Origin of the sequence: Bradyrhizobium zhengyangense (assembly GCF_022012555.1) — a bacterium.
GTDB lineage: Bacteria > Pseudomonadota > Alphaproteobacteria > Rhizobiales > Xanthobacteraceae > Bradyrhizobium > Bradyrhizobium zhengyangense.
Genome location: NZ_JAKLTZ010000003.1, coordinates 668,413 through 686,777, shown reverse-complemented (window position 1 = coordinate 686,777; position 18,365 = coordinate 668,413). Strand labels below are relative to the sequence as shown.

The 18,365-nt window shown below is 64.2% G+C and carries 16 protein-coding genes; 8 read left to right on the top strand and 8 right to left on the bottom strand.

The genetic code is table 11. The annotated features are described in order from the left end of the window. Positions 1 to 138: 138 nt before the first annotated feature. The 3 genes from L6639_RS13890 to L6639_RS13880 all read left to right on the top strand — a co-directional run bounded on the left by L6639_RS13890 (position 139) and on the right by L6639_RS13880 (position 3,012). On the top strand, positions 139 to 885 hold the full coding sequence (locus L6639_RS13890; RefSeq protein WP_237862569.1) for a TetR/AcrR family transcriptional regulator: 747 nt from the start codon (positions 139 to 141) through the stop codon (positions 883 to 885). A 268-nt stretch (positions 886 to 1,153) separates the two neighbouring features. Then, positions 1,154 to 1,759 carry a PepSY domain-containing protein gene (locus tag L6639_RS13885; RefSeq protein WP_237862248.1) on the top strand — a complete coding sequence of 202 codons (606 nt, stop codon included), beginning with the start codon at positions 1,154 to 1,156 and terminating at the stop codon, positions 1,757 to 1,759. A gap of 215 nt (positions 1,760 to 1,974) precedes the next feature. Beyond that, positions 1,975 to 3,012, top strand: coding sequence for an aspartate-semialdehyde dehydrogenase (locus L6639_RS13880; protein WP_237862247.1), 1,038 nt, complete (start codon positions 1,975 to 1,977; stop codon positions 3,010 to 3,012). Positions 3,013 to 3,181: 169 nt separating this feature from the next. Here L6639_RS13880 and queA read toward each other — a convergent pair whose 3' ends face one another. From queA to coaD, 5 genes are read right to left on the bottom strand one after another with little or no spacing between them, the layout of a single operon-like run. Next, positions 3,182 to 4,255: a tRNA preQ1(34) S-adenosylmethionine ribosyltransferase-isomerase QueA gene (gene queA / locus L6639_RS13875; RefSeq protein ID WP_237862246.1), complete on the bottom strand. Its 1,074-nt coding sequence runs from the start codon at positions 4,253 to 4,255 to the stop codon at positions 3,182 to 3,184. A gap of 51 nt (positions 4,256 to 4,306) precedes the next feature. Next, positions 4,307 to 4,771: a peptidylprolyl isomerase gene (locus L6639_RS13870; protein WP_128951691.1), complete on the bottom strand. Its 465-nt coding sequence runs from the start codon at positions 4,769 to 4,771 to the stop codon at positions 4,307 to 4,309. After that, complete coding sequence (locus L6639_RS13865; protein ID WP_237862245.1) at positions 4,768 to 5,193, bottom strand: hypothetical protein; 426 nt, start codon at positions 5,191 to 5,193, stop codon at positions 4,768 to 4,770. Before L6639_RS13865 ends, L6639_RS13870 begins: the two co-directional genes overlap by 4 nt. Before the next feature lie 8 nt (positions 5,194 to 5,201). After that, a complete protein-coding gene (locus L6639_RS13860) occupies positions 5,202 to 5,777 on the bottom strand; it encodes a peptidylprolyl isomerase (protein ID WP_237862244.1) in 576 nt (191 codons plus the stop codon). 40 nt (positions 5,778 to 5,817) lie between these two features. Next, complete coding sequence (gene coaD, locus L6639_RS13855) at positions 5,818 to 6,312, bottom strand: pantetheine-phosphate adenylyltransferase (RefSeq protein ID WP_237862243.1); 495 nt, start codon at positions 6,310 to 6,312, stop codon at positions 5,818 to 5,820. Positions 6,313 to 6,570: 258 nt separating this feature from the next. Here coaD and L6639_RS13850 point away from each other — a divergent pair, with 258 nt between their 5' ends. Continuing rightward, on the top strand, positions 6,571 to 6,828 hold the full coding sequence (locus L6639_RS13850; protein ID WP_237862241.1) for a hypothetical protein: 258 nt from the start codon (positions 6,571 to 6,573) through the stop codon (positions 6,826 to 6,828). A 203-nt stretch (positions 6,829 to 7,031) separates the two neighbouring features. Continuing rightward, complete coding sequence (locus L6639_RS13845) at positions 7,032 to 8,885, top strand: potassium transporter Kup (RefSeq protein ID WP_237862568.1); 1,854 nt, start codon at positions 7,032 to 7,034, stop codon at positions 8,883 to 8,885. 106 nt (positions 8,886 to 8,991) lie between these two features. Here the strand turns inward: L6639_RS13845 and gyrA are convergent, their stop codons facing one another. The 3 genes from gyrA to L6639_RS13830 form a co-directional block, all read right to left on the bottom strand. Further along, a complete protein-coding gene (gene gyrA, locus L6639_RS13840) occupies positions 8,992 to 11,736 on the bottom strand; it encodes a DNA gyrase subunit A (RefSeq protein ID WP_237862239.1) in 2,745 nt (914 codons plus the stop codon). A gap of 168 nt (positions 11,737 to 11,904) precedes the next feature. Further along, positions 11,905 to 12,303 carry a DUF2306 domain-containing protein gene (locus L6639_RS13835; RefSeq protein WP_237862237.1) on the bottom strand — a complete coding sequence of 133 codons (399 nt, stop codon included), beginning with the start codon at positions 12,301 to 12,303 and terminating at the stop codon, positions 11,905 to 11,907. 188 nt (positions 12,304 to 12,491) lie between these two features. Next, entirely contained in the window at positions 12,492 to 12,989 is a 498-nt protein-coding gene (locus tag L6639_RS13830; protein ID WP_092234768.1) for a single-stranded DNA-binding protein, read from the bottom strand. A gap of 422 nt (positions 12,990 to 13,411) precedes the next feature. Between L6639_RS13830 and L6639_RS13825 the strand changes: the two genes are divergently transcribed. The 3 genes from L6639_RS13825 to uvrA all read left to right on the top strand — a co-directional run bounded on the left by L6639_RS13825 (position 13,412) and on the right by uvrA (position 18,342). Continuing rightward, positions 13,412 to 14,176: an outer membrane protein gene (locus L6639_RS13825; protein ID WP_237862235.1), complete on the top strand. Its 765-nt coding sequence runs from the start codon at positions 13,412 to 13,414 to the stop codon at positions 14,174 to 14,176. Between the two features lie 236 nt (positions 14,177 to 14,412). Beyond that, positions 14,413 to 15,087 carry an outer membrane protein gene (locus L6639_RS13820; protein WP_237862233.1) on the top strand — a complete coding sequence of 225 codons (675 nt, stop codon included), beginning with the start codon at positions 14,413 to 14,415 and terminating at the stop codon, positions 15,085 to 15,087. Positions 15,088 to 15,366: 279 nt separating this feature from the next. After that, positions 15,367 to 18,342 carry an excinuclease ABC subunit UvrA gene (gene uvrA / locus L6639_RS13815; RefSeq protein ID WP_237862231.1) on the top strand — a complete coding sequence of 992 codons (2,976 nt, stop codon included), beginning with the start codon at positions 15,367 to 15,369 and terminating at the stop codon, positions 18,340 to 18,342. The last annotated feature ends 23 nt before the right edge of the window (positions 18,343 to 18,365 follow it).

The following is an 18,365-nucleotide window of genomic DNA, read 5'->3' as shown; positions in this document are numbered from 1 at the left end:
ATGGTGGAAGACCGTTGACGATACGGCCAATTCGGCCAGATTCGCGATGACGCCCCGGTTGCCGCGCGTTATAGAGCAATGACCACCGGCACGACCGCGCAGGAATCATCGGGCGGATCATTGGGCACATCATCGGGCATGGGATTGGCTGCGATCAAGGCAAGAACGGCAACGTCGCGACGCGAGGTCTCGAAATCGCGCGGCGGCCGGCCGACCAAGAGCGCCGCAATCGAACGCGATCAGCGGCTGATCGAGGTCGCCACCCGCCTGTTCCTCGATCGCGGCTTTGACGCGACCTCGCTCGATGCGGTGGCCGAGGCCGCGCGGGTCAGCAAGCCCACCGTCTATTCCCGTTACGGCGACAAGCGCGGCCTGTTTGCCGCCGTGCTCCGCCGCGAGATCGCGCGCTGGCTCGCGCCGCTGTCGGCTGCGGCAGAGACGCAGCTCAGCAGCGCAAACGATATCCCGGTCGAACAGCGGCTGGTCGAGATCGGGCGCGAGATGCTCAATTTCACCTGCGGTCCCGACGCCGTGGCCTTCAGCCGCATGATGACGTCACAGGCCATCAACTTCCCCGACGTCGCCAAGCTCGGCAAGGAAGAGGGCTGGTTGAAGGCCGTCGCGACCACCGCGCGCTTCTTCGACCGTCTGGTGGCGCAAGGCGCGCTGGATGTCGACGACACCACGATCGCGGCCGAAGTGTTCCTCGACGTTGTCGTTGGCCACACGCACCGCATGGCGACGTTCGGGACGCCGATGGAGCTGAAGGCCGCCGAGAAGCGGATGCGCGCGGCGATCAAGCTGTTCCTGGCCGGCGCGATCGGTCCTGCGGACCGCATCCCAAACGCGCCAAAAGCCGCGCAACGGCGCCGTCCCTCCCGCTGACATTTCCGTGAGACCTGCGATTTGTCCCCTGCAGACGCTGGCCGCTTCGTTGACCATAACAAAACGATACGGTATGGTTTTGTTTATAGAGCGGTGCGGGCCACTTTTTTCACCAGCCCCAAAGAGGACCGGGCCGCTTGGATCGCCGCGACGGGTACAGCCCGTGGTGACGTTCCGCGGCCGGCCGGTGCCCAAGGTCGGCCGCGATTTCTTTACGAACATCCGGCAGACTTGCTGGCGTGAGACCTGCCGGCCGAAGGTTTGGACCATGAGCGCGACGAGACCAGGGGTATGCGGTTTGCTGGCGATCGCCCTGTCGGGCCTGCTCATCGCAGCGCCCGCTCGCGCGACCATCTCGGCGGTCTCTACGCCCGCCGCCCTCCACAGCGACACAGATGGGGACGCCGCGGCGGACCGCCAGGCCGTCAGCCGCGAAATCGAACGCTTCCGCTCTTCGTCGGTCTCGATCAGCCAGGCGATGGCGATCGCGGAAGCGCGTCATGCCGGCGCGACCACCGCGGACATCAGCTTCGATGGCGGCTCGGGCGTGCCGGTGTATCGGGTCAAGACCCTGCACAATGACCGGATCTGGCGGTACACCATCAACGCGGCGACCGGCGAGGTCATTGGCGGCGAAGCTGCCCTTCCCCTGACCGAGCTGGACAATGAGGATCGCAGCAACCTCGCCGTACTCGGCATCATCAAGCACCGCCTGGCTGACGCGGTGCGCGTCGCCGAGAAGGCGGCATCAGGCAAGGCCATCAGCGGCGGGCTGGTGCGCGAGCGCGGCCGGCTCAATTTCGCGATCGTCGTCATCAGCGGCGACGACCTCAAGGAGGTCCTGCTCGAGCCGCCGGGCGCCCGCGGCAAATAACGGGGCCACAATCCCGCCCGAAAGCCATTGACGGACGCAGAACTCTCCCGCATAAGTCCCGCCATGTTCGCGACCACCAAACGCACGACCAAAACCACCACGGCCTTCGGGGCCCGGGGAGGCGTGCGCGCATAGTCGTCGACTAAAACGCATCAGCTCTACCGCAGCCCCGCCCATGATGGTCCGGGGCTTTTTTGTTGTCTAAATCGATCTCAATGGAGGACACAGTGAGTAACGATCCCGTCGTCGCGATTGTCGGCGTCACCGGTGCGGTGGGCGCCGAATTCATCGCCACCATGGACAAGCGCGGCTTCCGCGTCGGCAGGCTCAAGGCGCTCGCCAGCGCCCGCTCCGCCGGCAAAACGGTGTCGTTCCGCGGCAGGGATGTCGTCATCGAGGAACTGACCGAGCGCGCCTTCGAGGGCGTCGACATCGCGCTGTTCTCCGCCGGCAGCGGTATCTCCAAGAAGTTCGCGCCCATTGCGGTCAAGGCCGGCGCCGTCGTCGTCGACAATTCCTCCGCCTTCCGCATGGACCCGAACGTTCCGCTGGTGATTCCAGAGGTCAACGGCAACCGCGTCCGCGATCACAAGGGCATCATTGCCAACCCGAACTGTGCCGCGATCACCGCGCTGGTGCCGCTCTGGCCGATCCACCAAAAGAACCGCATCAAGCGCGTGATCATCTCGACCTACCAGGCGGCCTCCGGCGCCGGCGCGGCCGCGATGGACGAGCTCGTCGAGAGCACCCGCGCCAATCTCAACGGGCAGGTCTATACGCCCAAGGTGATGCCGCATCCCTACGCGTTCAATCTCTTCAATCACAACACGGCTGTCGACCCCGAGACCGGCTACAACGACGAAGAGACCAAGGTCATCAAGGAAACCCGCAAGATCTTCGAGGACGAGAAGATCGCGATCGGCGTCACCTGCGTCCGCGTGCCGGTGCTGCGCGCGCATTGCGAGGCTATCACCTTCGAATGCGAAAAGCCGATCACCGAGGACGAGGTCCGCAGCCTCATGGCGCAGGCGCCCAGCGTGAAGGTGGTCGACGACCGCGTCAAGAACTACTTCCCGATGCCGATCGACGCCTCGGGCCAGGACGACGTCCTGGTCGGCCGCATCCGCAAGGACCTCAGCGACCCCTCCGGCCATTCGATCTCGATGTTCGTGGCGGCTGATCAGCTGCTGAAGGGCGCTGCGCTGAACGCGGTACAAATCGCGGAGCTGTTGCCGCAGCGGGTGATGGCGTAACGCGCCCTCGACCCGTCATCCTGAGGCGCGAGCCCAGCGCTGCTTTGCAGCGCTGGGAGAGCCTCGAAGGATGAACGGCCGAGACGGAGCAGCGGGGCCGTCGCCCTTCAAGGCTCGCTGAAGAGGCGCGAGCACCTCAGGGTGACGGTGATGAAGCGGCGCTTGTTGCTCATGCCCGCGCCCTAAACAGCAAGCACGCATCGCCATACGAATAAAACCGGTACCCGCTCGCGATCGCATGCGCATAAGCCTGCTTCATCGTGTTCAGACCGGCGAAGGCCGACACCAGCATGAACAATGTCGACTTCGGCAGGTGAAAATTCGTCATCAGGATATCGACGGCGCGGAAATGATAGCCGGGCGTGATGAAGATCGAGGTCTCGGCCGTGAACGGCTGGATGGTCCCGTCCTCGCTCGCCGCGCTCTCCAGCAGCCGCAATGACGTGGTGCCGACGGCGATGATGCGGCCGCCCTTCTTCCGTGCGGTGTTGAGCCGCTCTGCGGTCTCGGCGGAGATCGTGCCCCACTCAGCATGCATCTTGTGAGCGTCGGTGTCGTCGACCTTCACCGGCAGGAACGTCCCCGCCCCCACATGCAGCGTCACCTTGACGATGCCGACGCCGCGGTCGCGCAGCGCCTGCTCCAGCGCCGCCGTGAAATGCAGTCCCGCGGTTGGCGCAGCGACGGCGCCTTCGTTGGCTGCGAACATGGTCTGGTAGTCCGCGATGTCCTGATCGTCAGGCGTGCGCTTGGAGGCGATGTAGGGCGGCAGCGGCGGGCTGCCGAGGTCGGCGATCGCCTGATCCAGCGCCGGGCCATGGAACGAGAATGATAAGGTCACCTCGCCTTCAGCACCCTTGGCTTCGACCTCGGCATCGAGATGGCCGAGCAGGCAGACCTTGCCCTCATTGCCGAAGCGGATGCGGTCGCCGGCGACAAGCTTCTTCGCAGGCTTTACCAGCGCCTGCCAGCGCGACCCGTCGAGGCGCTTGATCAGCGTCGCCTCGATCTTCGGCTCGGTCTCGCGGCCGATACGCCGGCCCTTCAACTGCGCCGCGATCACCTTGGTGTCGTTGACGACGAGCTGGTCGCCCGGCTTCAGCCAGTGCGGCAAATCCGCGATGGTCTGGTCGCGCAGCGCGCCGTTCTCGACGACCAGCATTTTCGCGGAGTCGCGCGGACTAGCCGGGCGCAACGCGATGCGCTCGGGCGGCAGGTCGAAATCGAAGAGGTCGGTGCGCATTCGTGACTTGCCACCAGGAGCGCGCCGATGCGCGCCCCTGGAATGAGGAGCTTACTCCTTGTCGGCCGCCATCCGCGCCTTGACGATCTTGTCCGGGTTCTGTACCGGCTCGCCGCGCTTGATCTTGTCGACGTTCTCCATACCCTCGGTGACCTTGCCCCACACCGTGTACTGGTTGTCGAGGAAGCGGGCATCGTCGAAGCAGATGAAGAACTGGCTGTCACCGGAATCGGGGCTCGCCGCGCGGGCCATCGAGGTGGTGCCGCGCACATGCGGCTCCTTGTTGAACTCGGCCTTCAGCTTCTTGCCCGAGCCGCCGGTGCCGGTGCCATGCGGGCAGCCGGTCTGCGCCATGAAGCCCTCGATCACACGATGGAACACGATGCCGTCGTAGAAGCCCTCGCGGACCAGCTCCTTGATGCGGGCGACATGGCCGGGCGCGAGGTCCGGGCGCATCTCGATGGTGACGGGGCCCTGCGTGGTCTCGAGGATCAATGTGTTTTCGGTGACGCTCATGCTCGTCTCTCTTGTGTTGAAGGTGAAGTCTTGTCAGGTGACGTTTTGCGGCTGCGGAACTGGATCGCGAATGGACGTCCCGCGGCAGCGCCCGCCATTGCATCGGTAAATGGCACCGGCGTGCAGCGTTGCAACGCCTCCATCACCGCGATCCGGTATTGCAGCCGGTCATTGTCGGAGGCCTCCGCGGATTCATAGGTAATCCTCGGATGGCCCAGAATGTTTCCGGACCGGTTAAAGCTCACCACGACGGTGATGTCGAGTGGGCGGGCCTTGGCCGGCGGCGGCGGCTTCCAGCAACTCCGCAAGTGCTGGAAGACGTCCTGGATGGTGTTGACAGGTGCGTCCTGTGCGGCCGCATTGGTGAGGCCGAACAGCAGCGCCGCGGCAGCGAGCAGGAGCCTGTCGCCGCGGCGCGCCATGAGCCCTCCTACTTGATGTCGGAGGCGACCTGCACCTTCACCATCTTGTCGGGATCGGTGACAGTGCCGCTCGGCGAACCGGCCGGTGCCTTCTTCAGCTTGTCGACGACGTCCATGCCCTGCACGACCTCGCCGACCACGGTGTACTGACCGTCGAGGCTGCCGCCGTCGGCGAACATGATGAAGAACTGCGAGTTGGCGGTATCGACGCTGTCGCCGCGCCGAGCCATGCCGACGATGCCGCGGGAGAAGTGGACCTTGGAGAATTCCTGCTTCAGGTTCGGATATTTCGAGCCACCGGTACCGTTGCCGTTCTGGCCATCGCCGGTCTGGGCCATGAAGCCATCCATGACGCGGTGGAACGGAACGTTGTTGTAAAAGCCTTCGCGCGCGAGCTGCTTGAGGCGTTCGGCGTGCTGCGGCGCCAGGTCGGTCCGGAGCTTGATGACGATACGGCCCTTGGTGGTGTCGATGACGAGCGCATTGGCCTTGTCGAGATTGGCGGGCAGCTGCTGCGCCACGGCCGGGACCGCGCCAATAAGCGCGACGAACATCGTGGCAAGAATTGCGAGACGACGGATCATGGAAACTCCGGATCAGGTGAGATGAAAAAGCGCGCCGTTTTCAGGCGAATTTTGCCTTGAGCTGAGATGCAACGAGCGGCGGTACGAAGGCCGAGACGTCTCCGCCCATGCCGGCGATCTGACGCACCAATGTGCCGGTAATCGGGCGGACCAGAGGTGAGGCCGGCAGGAAGACGGTTTGCACCTCGGGCGCCATGGTGCCGTTCATGCCCGCGAGCCGCATCTCGTAGTCGAGGTCGGTGCCGTCGCGCAGGCCCCGAATCATGACGGTGGCGCCGTATTTGCGCGCCGCGGCCACAGCGAGATCGTCGTAGGTCACCGCCTCGAGCGTGCAACCGGCCTGGGCCGCTACCGGCCCGCAGACGTCATGAAGCATCTTGAGCCGCTCTTCGGTCGAAAACAGCGGCTTCTTGCCGGGATGGATCCCGACCGCGACCACCAGCCGGTCGCACAGCGGCACGCTGCTCCGGACCACGTCCAGATGGCCGTTGGTGATGGGGTCGAAGGAACCTGGGTAAAAGGCAATACGCGGCATGCCCACGTCCTACCGCGCCCGGCCCTGCCCGGCAAGCCGGACCGGTTCCCTGCCCGTTTTCGCCGATTTTTCCGCCATTGCGCGGCGGAAGGCCCCGGTTTGTTTCGTCCTCGGGGCGTCCACGACACACAACGGCACGCGCACGAAACCATTTCCAGCATCGGTGAAGACGTCCGGAAACTGGCCATGGTTATCAATCCAGCCAACGAACGACGGGCCGCATACTGGGCGTAGCGGCTGCATCACAGGGGACAGTCAATGATCAAGGCTCTTTCAGCGATCGCTCTTGCTGCGTGTGTTGCTGCAGCCCTCACCCTCCTGCCCGGCTTCGCTCCGACAGTCGAAGCGAGCGTGCCGCAACCGCTGGCCAAGAGCGACCGGCTCGACATCAAGGCCATCGGCAGGGATTGCTCGCAGCAGGCGTGGCCGAATTTCGAGGCCTCCTGCCTGCGCCGCGCCGGCACCAAGGCTGACGTCCGCATTGCTCGCCTTGTCACGGCAGACCGCACTCCGTAGGCGGATTGTCAGGCTGGCGTCATAAAACGCCGGCACAAACCCCGATAGAAACCCCATGGCAATTTGCGACGTCTCGTCGCAGAGTGTTTGGCGCGCGCGCCCCTCGGAATGGCCCGACGGGCGAGGTCCCATTGAGGGGTTTGCATTTGTCCAGTACGCCCGCAGTCGCTTCCGGCCATCATCCCAATCCGCTTCCGCTTGCAATGACCATGGGCGCCCTCGGGGTGGTCTATGGCGATATCGGCACCAGCCCCCTCTATGCGCTGAAGGAAGCCGCCAAGGCGGCCGCCCATGGCGGCACCGTGACACAAGACGCTGTCCTCGGCGTTGCCTCGCTGATCCTGTGGGCGCTGCTGCTGATCATCTCGCTGAAATATGCTCTGCTGATCCTGCGCGCGGACAACCGCGGCGAAGGCGGCATCGTTGCGCTGCTGGCGCTGCTGCATGCCCGTCACGCCCAGCCCGGCACTTGGCGCGCGCACCTGCTGGTCGTCGGCCTGGTCGGCGCGGCGCTGCTCTATGGCGACGGCGCGATCACGCCGGCCATCTCGGTGCTATCGGCCATCGAAGGACTCAAGGTCGACGCTCCCTCGCTTTCGCCGGTCGTGGTGCCACTGACGATCGCCATCCTGGTGGGCCTGTTCGTGATGCAAAAACAAGGCACCGGCTTCATCGGTCGCATCTTCGGACCGGTCATGCTGGCCTGGTTCATCGTGCTGGCCGCGCTCGGCATCCACGGCATCCTCAAGGCGCCGGCGGTGCTCGCGGCGCTCAGCCCGTTTTACGCCGTGGACTTCCTGATCCACCAGGACTTCCAGGTCTCCTTCGCGATCCTGGGCGCGGCCTTCCTCGCGGTCACCGGCGGTGAGGCGATGTATGCCGACATGGGGCATTTCGGCCGTCTGCCGATCCGACTCGCCTGGTTCACGATCTGCCTGCCGGCACTGGTGCTGAACTATTTCGGCCAGGCCGGGCTGCTGATCACCGATCCCTCGATGATCGAGAATCCGTTCTTCCAGCTCTGCCCTGATTTCCTGCATTACGGCCTCGTGGCGTTCTCGGCCGTTGCGACCGTGATCGCCTCGCAGGCCATCATCTCCGGCGTGTTCTCGCTCACCCAGCAATCGATCCAGCTCGGCTTCCTGCCGCGCATGCAGATCCGTCACACGACGAGCGATGCGATCGGCCAGATCTACGTGCCGCTGGTGAACTGGCTGCTCGCCGCGGCAACCCTCGGCGCCGTGCTGAGCTTCGGCACCTCGGATGCGCTGGCCGGCGCCTATGGCATCGCGGTGTCGCTGCTGATGGCGATCACCACACTGCTCGCGGCGTTGGTCGCGATCCAGTGGGGCTATTCGCCGTGGCTCGTGGTGGCCGTGAACGGCTTCTTCTTCGTGATCGACGTGATCTTCTTCTCCGCCAACTCGATCAAGCTGTTCGAGGGCGGCTGGTTTCCGCTGCTGCTCGCCGGCCTCGTCGCCTTCCTGATGCTGACCTGGCGCGCCGGCGTGAAGCTGGTCGAGGCGGCCCGCGCCCGGCTGCGCCAGCCGGAGGAGGACCTGATCGAAACCGCCGTCAACCAGTGTAAGGCGAGGCTGCCCGGGACAGCCGTATACCTAGCCTCGGCGCCGAAGGGTGTGCCGCTCGCACTGACGCAATTCGTCAAACACAACCGCGTGCTGCACGAGCGAATCCTCCTCGTGACGGTGCTGATCGAAGAATCCCCGCACATCGCCGACGAGGACCGCGCCGAAATCATCGAGATCATTCCCGGCATCACCCGCGTGATCCTGCATTACGGCTTCATGCAGAACCCGACGATCTATGACGGATTGAAGCTCGTCTGCCGCCAGGGCAAGCTGCCCGGCATCGATCTCTCCGACATCACCTACTATGTCGGGCGCGAGACCATCATCCCGCGCGAGGACGTTCCGGGCATGTGGGTCTGGCGCGAAGGCCTGTTCGCCTTCCTCCAGCGCAACGCCGAGCGGTCAGCGGCGTTTTTCGGCGTGCCGACCAAGCAGGTCGTGGAGTTCGGGACGGAGCTGGAGATCTAGGGCAAGTGCGTAGCCCGGATGGCGCGAAGCGCAATCCGGGGTCTCTCAGCGTATGGCAAGCAACCCGGATTTCGCTTTGCGCCATCAGGGCTACGGGGATGACACATCAATCCCCGCTCGTCTCCCCATTCGCGCCATTCCCACTCTCCGCCTCTTCCGTGATGTGCTCGACCGAGACGACGTGCTCGTCCTCGGCGGTGTCGAACACGATCACGCCTTGCGTCGAGCGGCCCGCGATGCGGATGCCTTCGACCGGGCAGCGGATCAGCTGGCCCTTGTCGGTGACCAGCATGATTTGATCCGCATCCTCGACGGGGAAGGACGCCACCAGGTTGCCGTTGCGGTTGTTGACGCTCATGGCGACGATGCCTTTGCCGCCGCGGCCGGTGGTGCGGTACTCGTACGACGAAGTCCGCTTGCCATAGCCGTTGACGGAGACGGTGAGGACGACCTGCTCGGCCGCCGACATCTCGGCATAGCGCTCTTGCGCCAGCTGGAAGCTGCCGGAGGTCTCCTCTGCCTCGGCATCCGCTGCCGGCTCTTCCGCCGCAGCTTCGCCGGCGACCGCGCGGCGCATCTTCAAATAGGCTGAACGCTCATCGGACGTGGTCTCGACATGGCGCAGGATCGCTAGCGAGATCACCTTGTCGCCCTCGCCAAGCGCGATGCCGCGCACGCCCATCGAGGTGCGCCCGGTGAAGACGCGCACGTCAGGGACCGGGAAGCGGATGCACTGGCCGCCGGCCGCAGTCAGCAGCACGTCGTCATGCTCGGTGCAGATCTGCACGTCGACGATCGCCTCGCCGTCGTCGAGCTTCATGGCGATGATGCCGGAGCGGCGGACGTCGACGAAGTCGGACAGCTTGTTCCGGCGGACGTTGCCGCCCGTTGTGGCGAACATCACGTCGAGGTTGGCCCAGGTCGATTCGTCCTCGGGCAGCGGCATGATGGTGGTGATGCGCTCGCCCTGCTCCAGCGGCAGGATGTTGATCATCGCCTTGCCGCGCGCGTTCGGCGCGGCCATCGGCAAGCGCCAGACCTTCTCCTTGTAGACCTGGCCTCGGGACGAGAAGAACAGCACCGGCGTGTGCGTGGAGGCCACGAACAGGCGGCTGACGAAATCCTCGTCGCGGGTCTGCATGCCGGCGCGGCCCTTGCCGCCGCGGCGCTGGGCGCGATAGGCCGACAGCGGCACCCGCTTGACGTAGCCGGCGTGCGAGACGGTGACGACCATCTCCTCGCGCTGGATCAGGTCCTCGTCCTCGACCTCGCCTTCCTGCTCAATGATCACAGTCTTGCGCGGCGTGGCGAACTCCGCCTTCACCTCGGCAAGCTCGGTCTTGACGATGTCCAGGACACGGGCGCGCGAACGCAGGATATCGAGATAATCGGCAATCTCGCCGGCGAGCGTGTCGAGCTCGTCGCGGATTTCGTCACGGCCGAGGGCCGTGAGGCGCTGCAGGCGGAGGTCGAGAATGGCCCTGGCCTGCTCCAACGACAGCCGGATCGTGCCGTCTTCGCTGATGCGGTGGCGTGGATCGTCGATCAGCGTCAGCATGTCCTCGACGTCCCGTGCCGGCCAGTCGCGCGACATCAGGGTGTCGCGCGCAGTGGCCGGGTCTGGCGAGGTCCGAATGACGCGGATCATCTCGTCGATATTGGCGACCGCAATCGCCAGACCGACCAGGATGTGCGCGCGATCACGCGCCTTGGCGAGCAGGTACTTGGTCCGCCGCGTGACGACCCGCTCACGGAAGTCGACGAAGATCGCCAACAGGTCCTTCAGATGCATAATCCGCGGACGGCCGCTATCCAGCGCCACCATGTTGACGCCGAAGCTCGTCTGCAGCGGCGTGAATCTGTAGAGCTGGTTCAGCACCACATCCGGCACGGCATCGCGCTTCAATTCGATGACAACGCGGTAGCCTTCGCGGTCGGATTCATCACGCAGGTCGCCGATGCCCTCGATCTTCTTTTCCTTCACCAGTTCGGCGATGCGCTCGACCATCGTCGCCTTGTTCACCTGGTAGGGAATCTCGCTGATGATGATCGCCTCACGCTCCTTGCGGATGTTCTCGATCGCGACCTTGCCGCGCATGACGATCGAGCCGCGGCCGAGGTGATAGGCGGAACGGATGCCCTGACGTCCGAGGATGACGCCGCCGGTCGGAAAATCCGGTCCCGGCACGATATTGATGAGTTCGTCGATGGTCAGCGCAGGATTGTCGATCAAAGCGACGCAGGCATCGATGACCTCGCCGAGATTATGCGGCGGGATGTTGGTCGCCATGCCGACCGCGATGCCGCCGGCGCCGTTGACGAGCAGGTTCGGGAACTTGGCCGGAAGAACCGACGGTTCGGTTTCGTTGTTGTCGTAGTTCGGCTGGAAGTCGACGGTGTCTTTGTCGATGTCGGCCAGCAGAGCCAGCGCCGCCTTCGTCAAGCGCGCTTCGGTGTAGCGATAGGCGGCGGGGGGATCGCCGTCGACCGAGCCGAAATTGCCCTGGCCGTCGATTAGCGGCACGCGCATCGAGAAGTCCTGCGCCATGCGGACCATCGCGTCATAGATCGACTGGTCGCCGTGCGGGTGATACTTACCGATGACGTCGCCGACCACGCGGGCGGATTTGACGTACTTCTTGTCGGGCGTGTGCCCCTGCTCGTTCATCGAGTAGAGGATGCGGCGATGCACCGGCTTCAGACCGTCGCGGGCATCGGGCAGCGCGCGCGCCACGATCACGCTCATGGCGTAGTCGAGATAGGACTTCTTCATCTCCTCGAAAATGGAGACGGGGCGAATGTCCGAGGGTTGCGCCGGCTGGTCGCCGGGCTTGTTGTCGTCGTCAGCCAAAGGGGAATCCGGTGAGATTTTATCTGGGAATCATATAGCGCATCGACGCCCTGATAACCACCCTTGGGGGCTTCCGGAAAGCGCTTTTTCCGACTGTTTTTCCAGAGACTTACGCCCTACCCGTCACCGCCCGGGGCGCGGCCTGAGCGAGCCGCCGGGAACCGCCGCTCAAGTCCCGAAAACCACGTGGTGCATGATGCGGCCAGGCAGCAGCGTGAACAGGCCTGCCACCACCAGCGCGCCAGCAAACATCAGGATCATGATGCGCCGGTGATCGGTTACGCGGTGGGTGTGCGCCCGCCAAACCGCAAGCGGCAGCATCACCAGTGTGAAGATCGACAGCAGATGGATCGGGCTGAACGATCCGACCAGGCGAATCTCATGGATCCAGAACGACGAGGCCGCCACTACGGCCATGAGCGCGACCCAGATCCAGCCGATAGTCCGGTGCGGCAGCGTGCCCTTGGGCGCCGCGAACTGGACGAGGCCAAGCACGAACGCCGCCATCGCTGCGAAGGCATGCAACGGGATCGCCGGAGCAGCATCAAGCAGCGGCGCGAGGCTCATGTGGCACGTTCTTCGACCGGGGAGCCGACCATGTGAACAAGATTAACATGAAGTTAATATCATTCACATCACGCCTAGTCAAAGGCTTGAGACAATACATGAGGCCAGCCAGGAAAAGCCAAGCTGAGCCCGCCAATTGGCAAGAAGCTCTGTCGCTTTACACGAGCCGAGCCGAAGCCCGCTTGGCCTTAGAATGGGATATCGTCGTCCATGTCGTTGTTGCGGCCACCGCCGCCAGCAGCCACGGGGCGGCGCGGTGCGCTGCTGACCGGACCGGACGAGCCGAAATCGCCGCCCGGCTCATCACCGAAGCTGCCGCCTCCTCCGCCACCGCCGCGGCCGTCGAGCATGGTCAGGGTCGAATTGAAGCCCTGGAGCACGACCTCGGTCGAGTACTTCTCGACGCCACTCTGGTCGGTCCATTTGCGGGTCTGGAGCGCGCCCTCGATGTAAACCTTGGCGCCCTTTTTCAGATACTGCTCGGCGACCTTGCAGAGCCCTTCATTGAAGATCACGACGCGGTGCCACTCGGTCTTTTCCTTGCGCTCGCCGCTGTTCTTGTCGCGCCAGGTCTCGGAGGTCGCGATGCTCAGATTCGCGATCGGCCGCCCGTCCTGGGTGCGGCGGATTTCCGGATCCTTGCCGAGATTTCCGACCAAAATGACCTTGTTGACGCTTCCCGCCATCGCCGCTCTCCACTCCAAATGCCACTGAATTTCGAAAAGGCGCGCCCGCGCTGCCGCCTGTTGGGTCGACCCTATACGCTTACAGGGGCCGATCGGCCCGGCACGCCCTCGGTTATCCCCACATATAGCACCGATCGAACATGTGTTCCAGATTTGTTCCCGGTGAAATTGGCGCGACCCAAGCGTGCAAACGATATCAAATGCCGCTATGCACGGCGCCATGAATTGGAACCGGAAAGGCAAGAAAGCGCTTAACATTCATTAGGTTAGGCCAGATCAATTGCCTGACGACTGTTGCATTCCAGAGACGGACTCTGCCGCCCGATTGGACTACCGTTGAGTCGGAATTGGTTCGAATGGGCGTCGCGCCTGATTGACCGCTTCAGGGGACAACTGGAGCGGACGACACTGGGGAGACCGCAATGAAGAAAATTCTGTTCAGTACAATCGGTATTGTTGCTTTGGGCCTGTCTGCACCGGCGAGTGCAGCCGATCTTGCGGCGCGTCCCTACACCAAGGCGCCGGCGCCAATGATCGCCACCATCTATGACTGGAGCGGCTTCTACATCGGCATCAACGGCGGTGGCGGATCGAGCCACAAGTGCTGGGACTTCGTCGCGCCGACCACCGGCGCGCTGCTTGGCGAGGGTTGCCACAATGCGACCGGCGGCACGGTCGGTGGCCAGGTCGGCTACCGCTGGCAGTCCGCCAACTGGGTGTTCGGCCTCGAAGGTCAGGGCAACTGGGCCGACTTCGCCGGTGACAATGTCAGCACGCTCATCCTGACCCAGCGCAACCGCTCGAAGATCGACGCCTTCGGCTTGATCACGGGCCAAGTCGGCTACGCCTGGAACAACGTGCTGTTTTACGTGAAGGGCGGCGGTGCCGTGATCGCCGACAAGTTCAATATCTACACCGCGCCCGGACTCGCCGGAGCCGGCACCCTGCTCGCCTCGACCAGCGACAACCGCTGGGGCGGCACGGTCGGCGCCGGCGTCGAGTTCGGCTTTGCGCCGAACTGGTCGGTGGGCTTCGAGTACGACCACATCTTCCTGGGGAGCAGAACTCTGACGCTCAATGCGCCCGGTGGCACTGCATTCCAGACCGACCGAATCGGCCAGAATGTCGACATGGGTCTCGTCCGGGTCAATTATCGTTGGGGCGGCCCTGTCATCGCGAAGTACTGATCCACCTGGAATCGTTCGAGAATAAAAGGCCGGCCTCGCGCCGGCCTTTTGTTTTTCTGTTCCCGAGCGGGAACCATAGGTCAGCGATCGTTACATTTTGTATTTGTTGTGGCTTTTGAGAGACACAACTTGCAGCTTTGGTGGTGTAAGCACGTCATCAGTTGGACCGGAACGTCCGATGCCCTTCCGATCTTGCGGAAGGCAACAACAGAAACTGGGACTGGGATAAGTTGAAAATGAAGAAGGTTTTGTTGGCTTCGGCCGCTCTGATCGCCCTCACTGGCGCCGCTTCGGCTGCCGACCTGGCGGCGCGCCCCTACACCAAGGCTCCCGTGGCGATGGCCTCGGTCTACAACTGGACCGGCTTCTACCTCGGTCTCGTCGGCGGCGGCGCCTGGGAAGATGCGAACAGCCCGCGGATGCAGGGCGGCTTCGTCGGCGGCACCGCCGGCTACAACTGGCAGACCGGTAACGTCGTGTTCGGTATCGAGGCCGATGGCTCCTGGGCTGACGTCAGCGCCTCCGCTGCGGCCACCGTTCCCGGTTTCGGTGTCGTGACCGCGAACTCGAAGACCGACGCGCTCGGCACCGTGCGCGGCCGCATCGGCTACGCCGTCAACAACGTGCTGTTCTACGGCACCGGTGGTTACGCCTGGATCGACAACAAGATCACCCTCTCCGCGCTCGGTGTGAGCATCTCCGACAGCCAGTTCCACTCGGGCTGGACCGTCGGCGCCGGCGTCGAGGCCTTCATCGCTCCGCAGTGGTCGGTCAAGGGTGAGTACCTGTATCGCAGCCTCGGCGGCGAGACCTATTTCTCGGGCGCCCTGCCGACCGGCACGCTCAACCTGCACACCGTGCAGCTCGGCGTGAACTACCACTTCAATGGCCCGGTCGTTGCCAAGTACTGAGTTCAGTACTGATCTTCGCGACCGACGTCAGATCGTCACGAAAGGCCGGCCTCGCGCCGGCCTTTTTGTTTGTCCCGTCGGCCTCGATTGCCCGGCGCTGCTGCCAAGTCCCGCCAGCGACCCAACAATCCGTTGACGATTCGCAAGTCCCACTGGAAATCCGCCTTCGTTCTTCCTACGTTCGCTCACAACCCCATTGGCGCCGATCCCGGTTCCGGGCGAAGCGCGCCTGCACGTTGGCGCGATCGCGCGCTTTTGGATTCCTTGAGGGCAAATCGGATGGATGAAGTGATCAAGGCGAAGCGCCAACAGCAGAACGCGGGCTCCAGCCTGCGCGCAATTACGATCCGCGGCGCGCGCGAGCACAACCTCAAGAACATCGACGTCGAGATTCCCCGCGACAAGCTCGTGGTGTTCACCGGGCTATCAGGCTCCGGCAAATCCTCGCTCGCCTTCGACACCATCTACGCCGAGGGCCAGCGCCGCTACGTCGAATCGCTGTCGGCCTATGCGCGCCAGTTCCTGGAGATGATGCAGAAGCCTGACGTCGACCAGATCGACGGCCTGTCGCCGGCGATCTCGATCGAGCAGAAGACGACCTCGAAGAATCCTCGCTCGACCGTCGGCACGGTCACCGAGATCTACGACTACATGCGCCTGCTCTGGGCGCGCGTCGGCGTGCCCTATTCGCCGGCCACGGGCCTGCCGATCGAGAGCCAGACCGTCTCGCAGATGGTCGACCGCGTGCTGGCGCTGCCCGAGGGCACCCGCCTCTATCTGCTCGCGCCCGTCGTGCGCGGGCGCAAGGGCGAGTATCGGAAAGAGCTCGCCGAATGGCTCAAGAAGGGCTTCCAGCGCGTCAAGATCGACGGCACGTTCTACGAGCTCGCGGAAGCGCCGACGCTGGACAAGAAATTCCCGCACGACATCGACGTCGTCGTCGACCGCATCGTGGTGCGTGCCGATATCGGCCAGCGCCTCGCCGAAAGCTTTGAGACCGCGCTGAAGCTCGCCGAGGGCCTCGCTGTCGTCGAGTTCGCCGACAGCCCGGCGGCGGCGCCGGTCGAAGAGAAAAAGAAGACCGCAAAGATCCACGACAAGAGCGGACCCGAGCGCATCCTGTTCTCGGAAAAATTCGCCTGCCCCGTCTCCGGCTTCACCATCCCCGAGATCGAGCCGCGCCTGTTTTCGTTCAACAACCCCTATGGCGCGTGCCCGGCCTGCGGCGGCCTCGGCGTCGAGCAGCATGTCGACGAGGACCTCGTCATCCCCGACAAGGAGCTCGCGATCGGCAAGGGCGCGATCGCTCCCTGGGCCAAATCATCGTCGCCCTATTACGTGCAGACGCTGACCGCGCTCGGCAAGCACTACAAGTTCACGCTGACCACCAAGTGGAAGGATCTGCCGAAGAAGACCCAGAACGCGATCCTGCATGGCTCCGGCGAGGACGAGATCAAGTTCTCCTATGAGGACGGCGTCCGCTCCTACGACACCAAGAAGCCGTTCGAAGGCGTCATCACCAACATCAACCGCCGCTACCGCGAGACCGAAAGCGAGTGGGCGCGCGAAGAGCTGGCAAAGTATTTCCATGACGTACCCTGCGGCGCCTGCAACGGTTTCCGGCTCAAGCCCGAAGCGCTCTGCGTCAAGGTCGGCGGCAAGCATATCGGCGAGATCTCCGAGCTGTCCGTGAAAGGCGCCGGTGCCTGGTTCGAGACCGTGCCTAAGACGCTGAACGCGCAGCAGAACGAGATCGCCGGCCGAATCTTGAAGGAAATCCGTGAGCGCCTGACCTTCCTGCTCGACGTCGGCCTCAACTATCTCACCCTCTCCCGCTCCTCCGGCACGCTATCCGGCGGCGAGAGCCAGCGCATCCGCCTGGCCTCGCAGATCGGCTCGGGCCTGACGGGCGTGCTCTACGTGCTGGACGAGCCCTCGATCGGCCTGCACCAGCGCGACAACGCGCGGCTGCTCGATACGCTCAAGCGGCTGCGCGACCTCGGCAACACCGTGGTCGTGGTCGAGCATGACGAGGACGCCATCCGCCTCGCCGACTACGTGCTCGACATCGGTCCCGGCGCCGGCATGCATGGCGGCAACATCGTTGCCGAAGGCACGCCCGACGAGATCATGCGCAATCCGAAATCGCTCACCGGAAAATATCTGACCGGCGAGCTCGAGGTCGAGGTGCCGGAGCGGCGCCCGCCGAACCATCGCCGCACCATCAAGGTGGTGAACGCGCGCGGCAATAACCTCAAGAACGTCACCGCCGAAATTCCGCTCGGCCTGTTCACCGCCGTGACAGGCGTGTCCGGCGGCGGCAAGTCGACGCTGCTGATCGATACGCTCTACAAGGCGATCGCGCGCAAGCTCAACGGCGCCAGCGAAGGCGCAGCGCCTCACGATCGCATCGAGGGCCTCGAGCATATCGACAAGATCATCGACATCGACCAGTCGCCGATCGGGCGCACCCCGCGCTCGAACCCCGCGACCTACACCGGCGCCTTCACGCCGATCCGCGAATGGTTTGCTGGGCTCCCCGAAGCCAAGGCGCGTGGCTACGAGCCTGGCCGCTTCTCCTTCAACGTCAAGGGCGGCCGCTGCGAGGCCTGCCAGGGCGACGGCGTCATCAAGATCGAGATGCACTTCCTGCCCGACGTCTACGTCACCTGCGACGTCTGCAAGGGCAAGCGCTACAACCGCGAGACGCTCGAGGTCCTGTTCAAGGGCAAGTCCATCGCCGACGTGCTCGACATGACCGTCGAGGAAGCCGCCGAGTTCTTCAAGGCGGTCCCGCGCGTGCGCGAAACGTTCCAGACCCTGCACCGCGTCGGTCTCGACTACATCCATGTCGGCCAGCAAGCGACGACGCTGTCAGGCGGCGAGGCCCAACGCGTCAAGCTGGCGAAGGAGCTGTCCAAGCGCGCCACCGGCCGCACGCTCTACATCCTGGACGAGCCGACCACCGGCCTGCACTTCCACGACGTCAAGAAACTGCTGGAAGTGCTGCACGAGCTGGTCGCTCAGGGCAACACAGTTGTCGTCATCGAGCACAATCTCGAAGTCATCAAGACCGCAGACTGGGTCATCGACCTTGGCCCCGAAGGCGGCGACGGCGGCGGCGAGATCGTCGCCTGGGGCCCGCCCGAGGATATCGTCAAGGCGCAGCGGAGCTACACGGGCAAGTTTTTGGAGCCGGTGCTGAAGAAGGCGCGGAAACCGAAGCGGCGGAGCACGAGCGAGGCGGCGGAGTAGATTGCGGCCGTAGTCCGCCGACA

Excerpts from the sequence above, each read along its gene's own strand:
- queA (WP_237862246.1), bottom strand. The coding sequence starts at position 4,255 with ATGCGCACCGACCTCTTCGATTTCGACCTGCCGCCCGAGCGCATCGCG.
- L6639_RS13850 (WP_237862241.1), top strand. The coding sequence starts at position 6,571 with ATGATCAAGGCTCTTTCAGCGATCGCTCTTGCTGCGTGTGTTGCTGCA.
- L6639_RS13890 (WP_237862569.1), top strand. The coding sequence starts at position 139 with ATGGGATTGGCTGCGATCAAGGCAAGAACGGCAACGTCGCGACGCGAG.
- L6639_RS13830 (WP_092234768.1), bottom strand. The coding sequence starts at position 12,989 with ATGGCGGGAAGCGTCAACAAGGTCATTTTGGTCGGAAATCTCGGCAAG.
- L6639_RS13865 (WP_237862245.1), bottom strand. The coding sequence starts at position 5,193 with ATGGCGCGCCGCGGCGACAGGCTCCTGCTCGCTGCCGCGGCGCTGCTG.
- L6639_RS13880 (WP_237862247.1), top strand. The coding sequence starts at position 1,975 with ATGGAGGACACAGTGAGTAACGATCCCGTCGTCGCGATTGTCGGCGTC.
- L6639_RS13820 (WP_237862233.1), top strand. The coding sequence starts at position 14,413 with ATGAAGAAGGTTTTGTTGGCTTCGGCCGCTCTGATCGCCCTCACTGGC.
- L6639_RS13885 (WP_237862248.1), top strand. The coding sequence starts at position 1,154 with ATGAGCGCGACGAGACCAGGGGTATGCGGTTTGCTGGCGATCGCCCTG.
- uvrA (WP_237862231.1), top strand. The coding sequence starts at position 15,367 with ATGGATGAAGTGATCAAGGCGAAGCGCCAACAGCAGAACGCGGGCTCC.
- L6639_RS13845 (WP_237862568.1), top strand. The coding sequence starts at position 7,032 with ATGACCATGGGCGCCCTCGGGGTGGTCTATGGCGATATCGGCACCAGC.
- coaD (WP_237862243.1), bottom strand. The coding sequence starts at position 6,312 with ATGCCGCGTATTGCCTTTTACCCAGGTTCCTTCGACCCCATCACCAAC.
- L6639_RS13860 (WP_237862244.1), bottom strand. The coding sequence starts at position 5,777 with ATGATCCGTCGTCTCGCAATTCTTGCCACGATGTTCGTCGCGCTTATT.
- L6639_RS13825 (WP_237862235.1), top strand. The coding sequence starts at position 13,412 with ATGAAGAAAATTCTGTTCAGTACAATCGGTATTGTTGCTTTGGGCCTG.
- L6639_RS13835 (WP_237862237.1), bottom strand. The coding sequence starts at position 12,303 with ATGAGCCTCGCGCCGCTGCTTGATGCTGCTCCGGCGATCCCGTTGCAT.
- L6639_RS13870 (WP_128951691.1), bottom strand. The coding sequence starts at position 4,771 with ATGAGCGTCACCGAAAACACATTGATCCTCGAGACCACGCAGGGCCCC.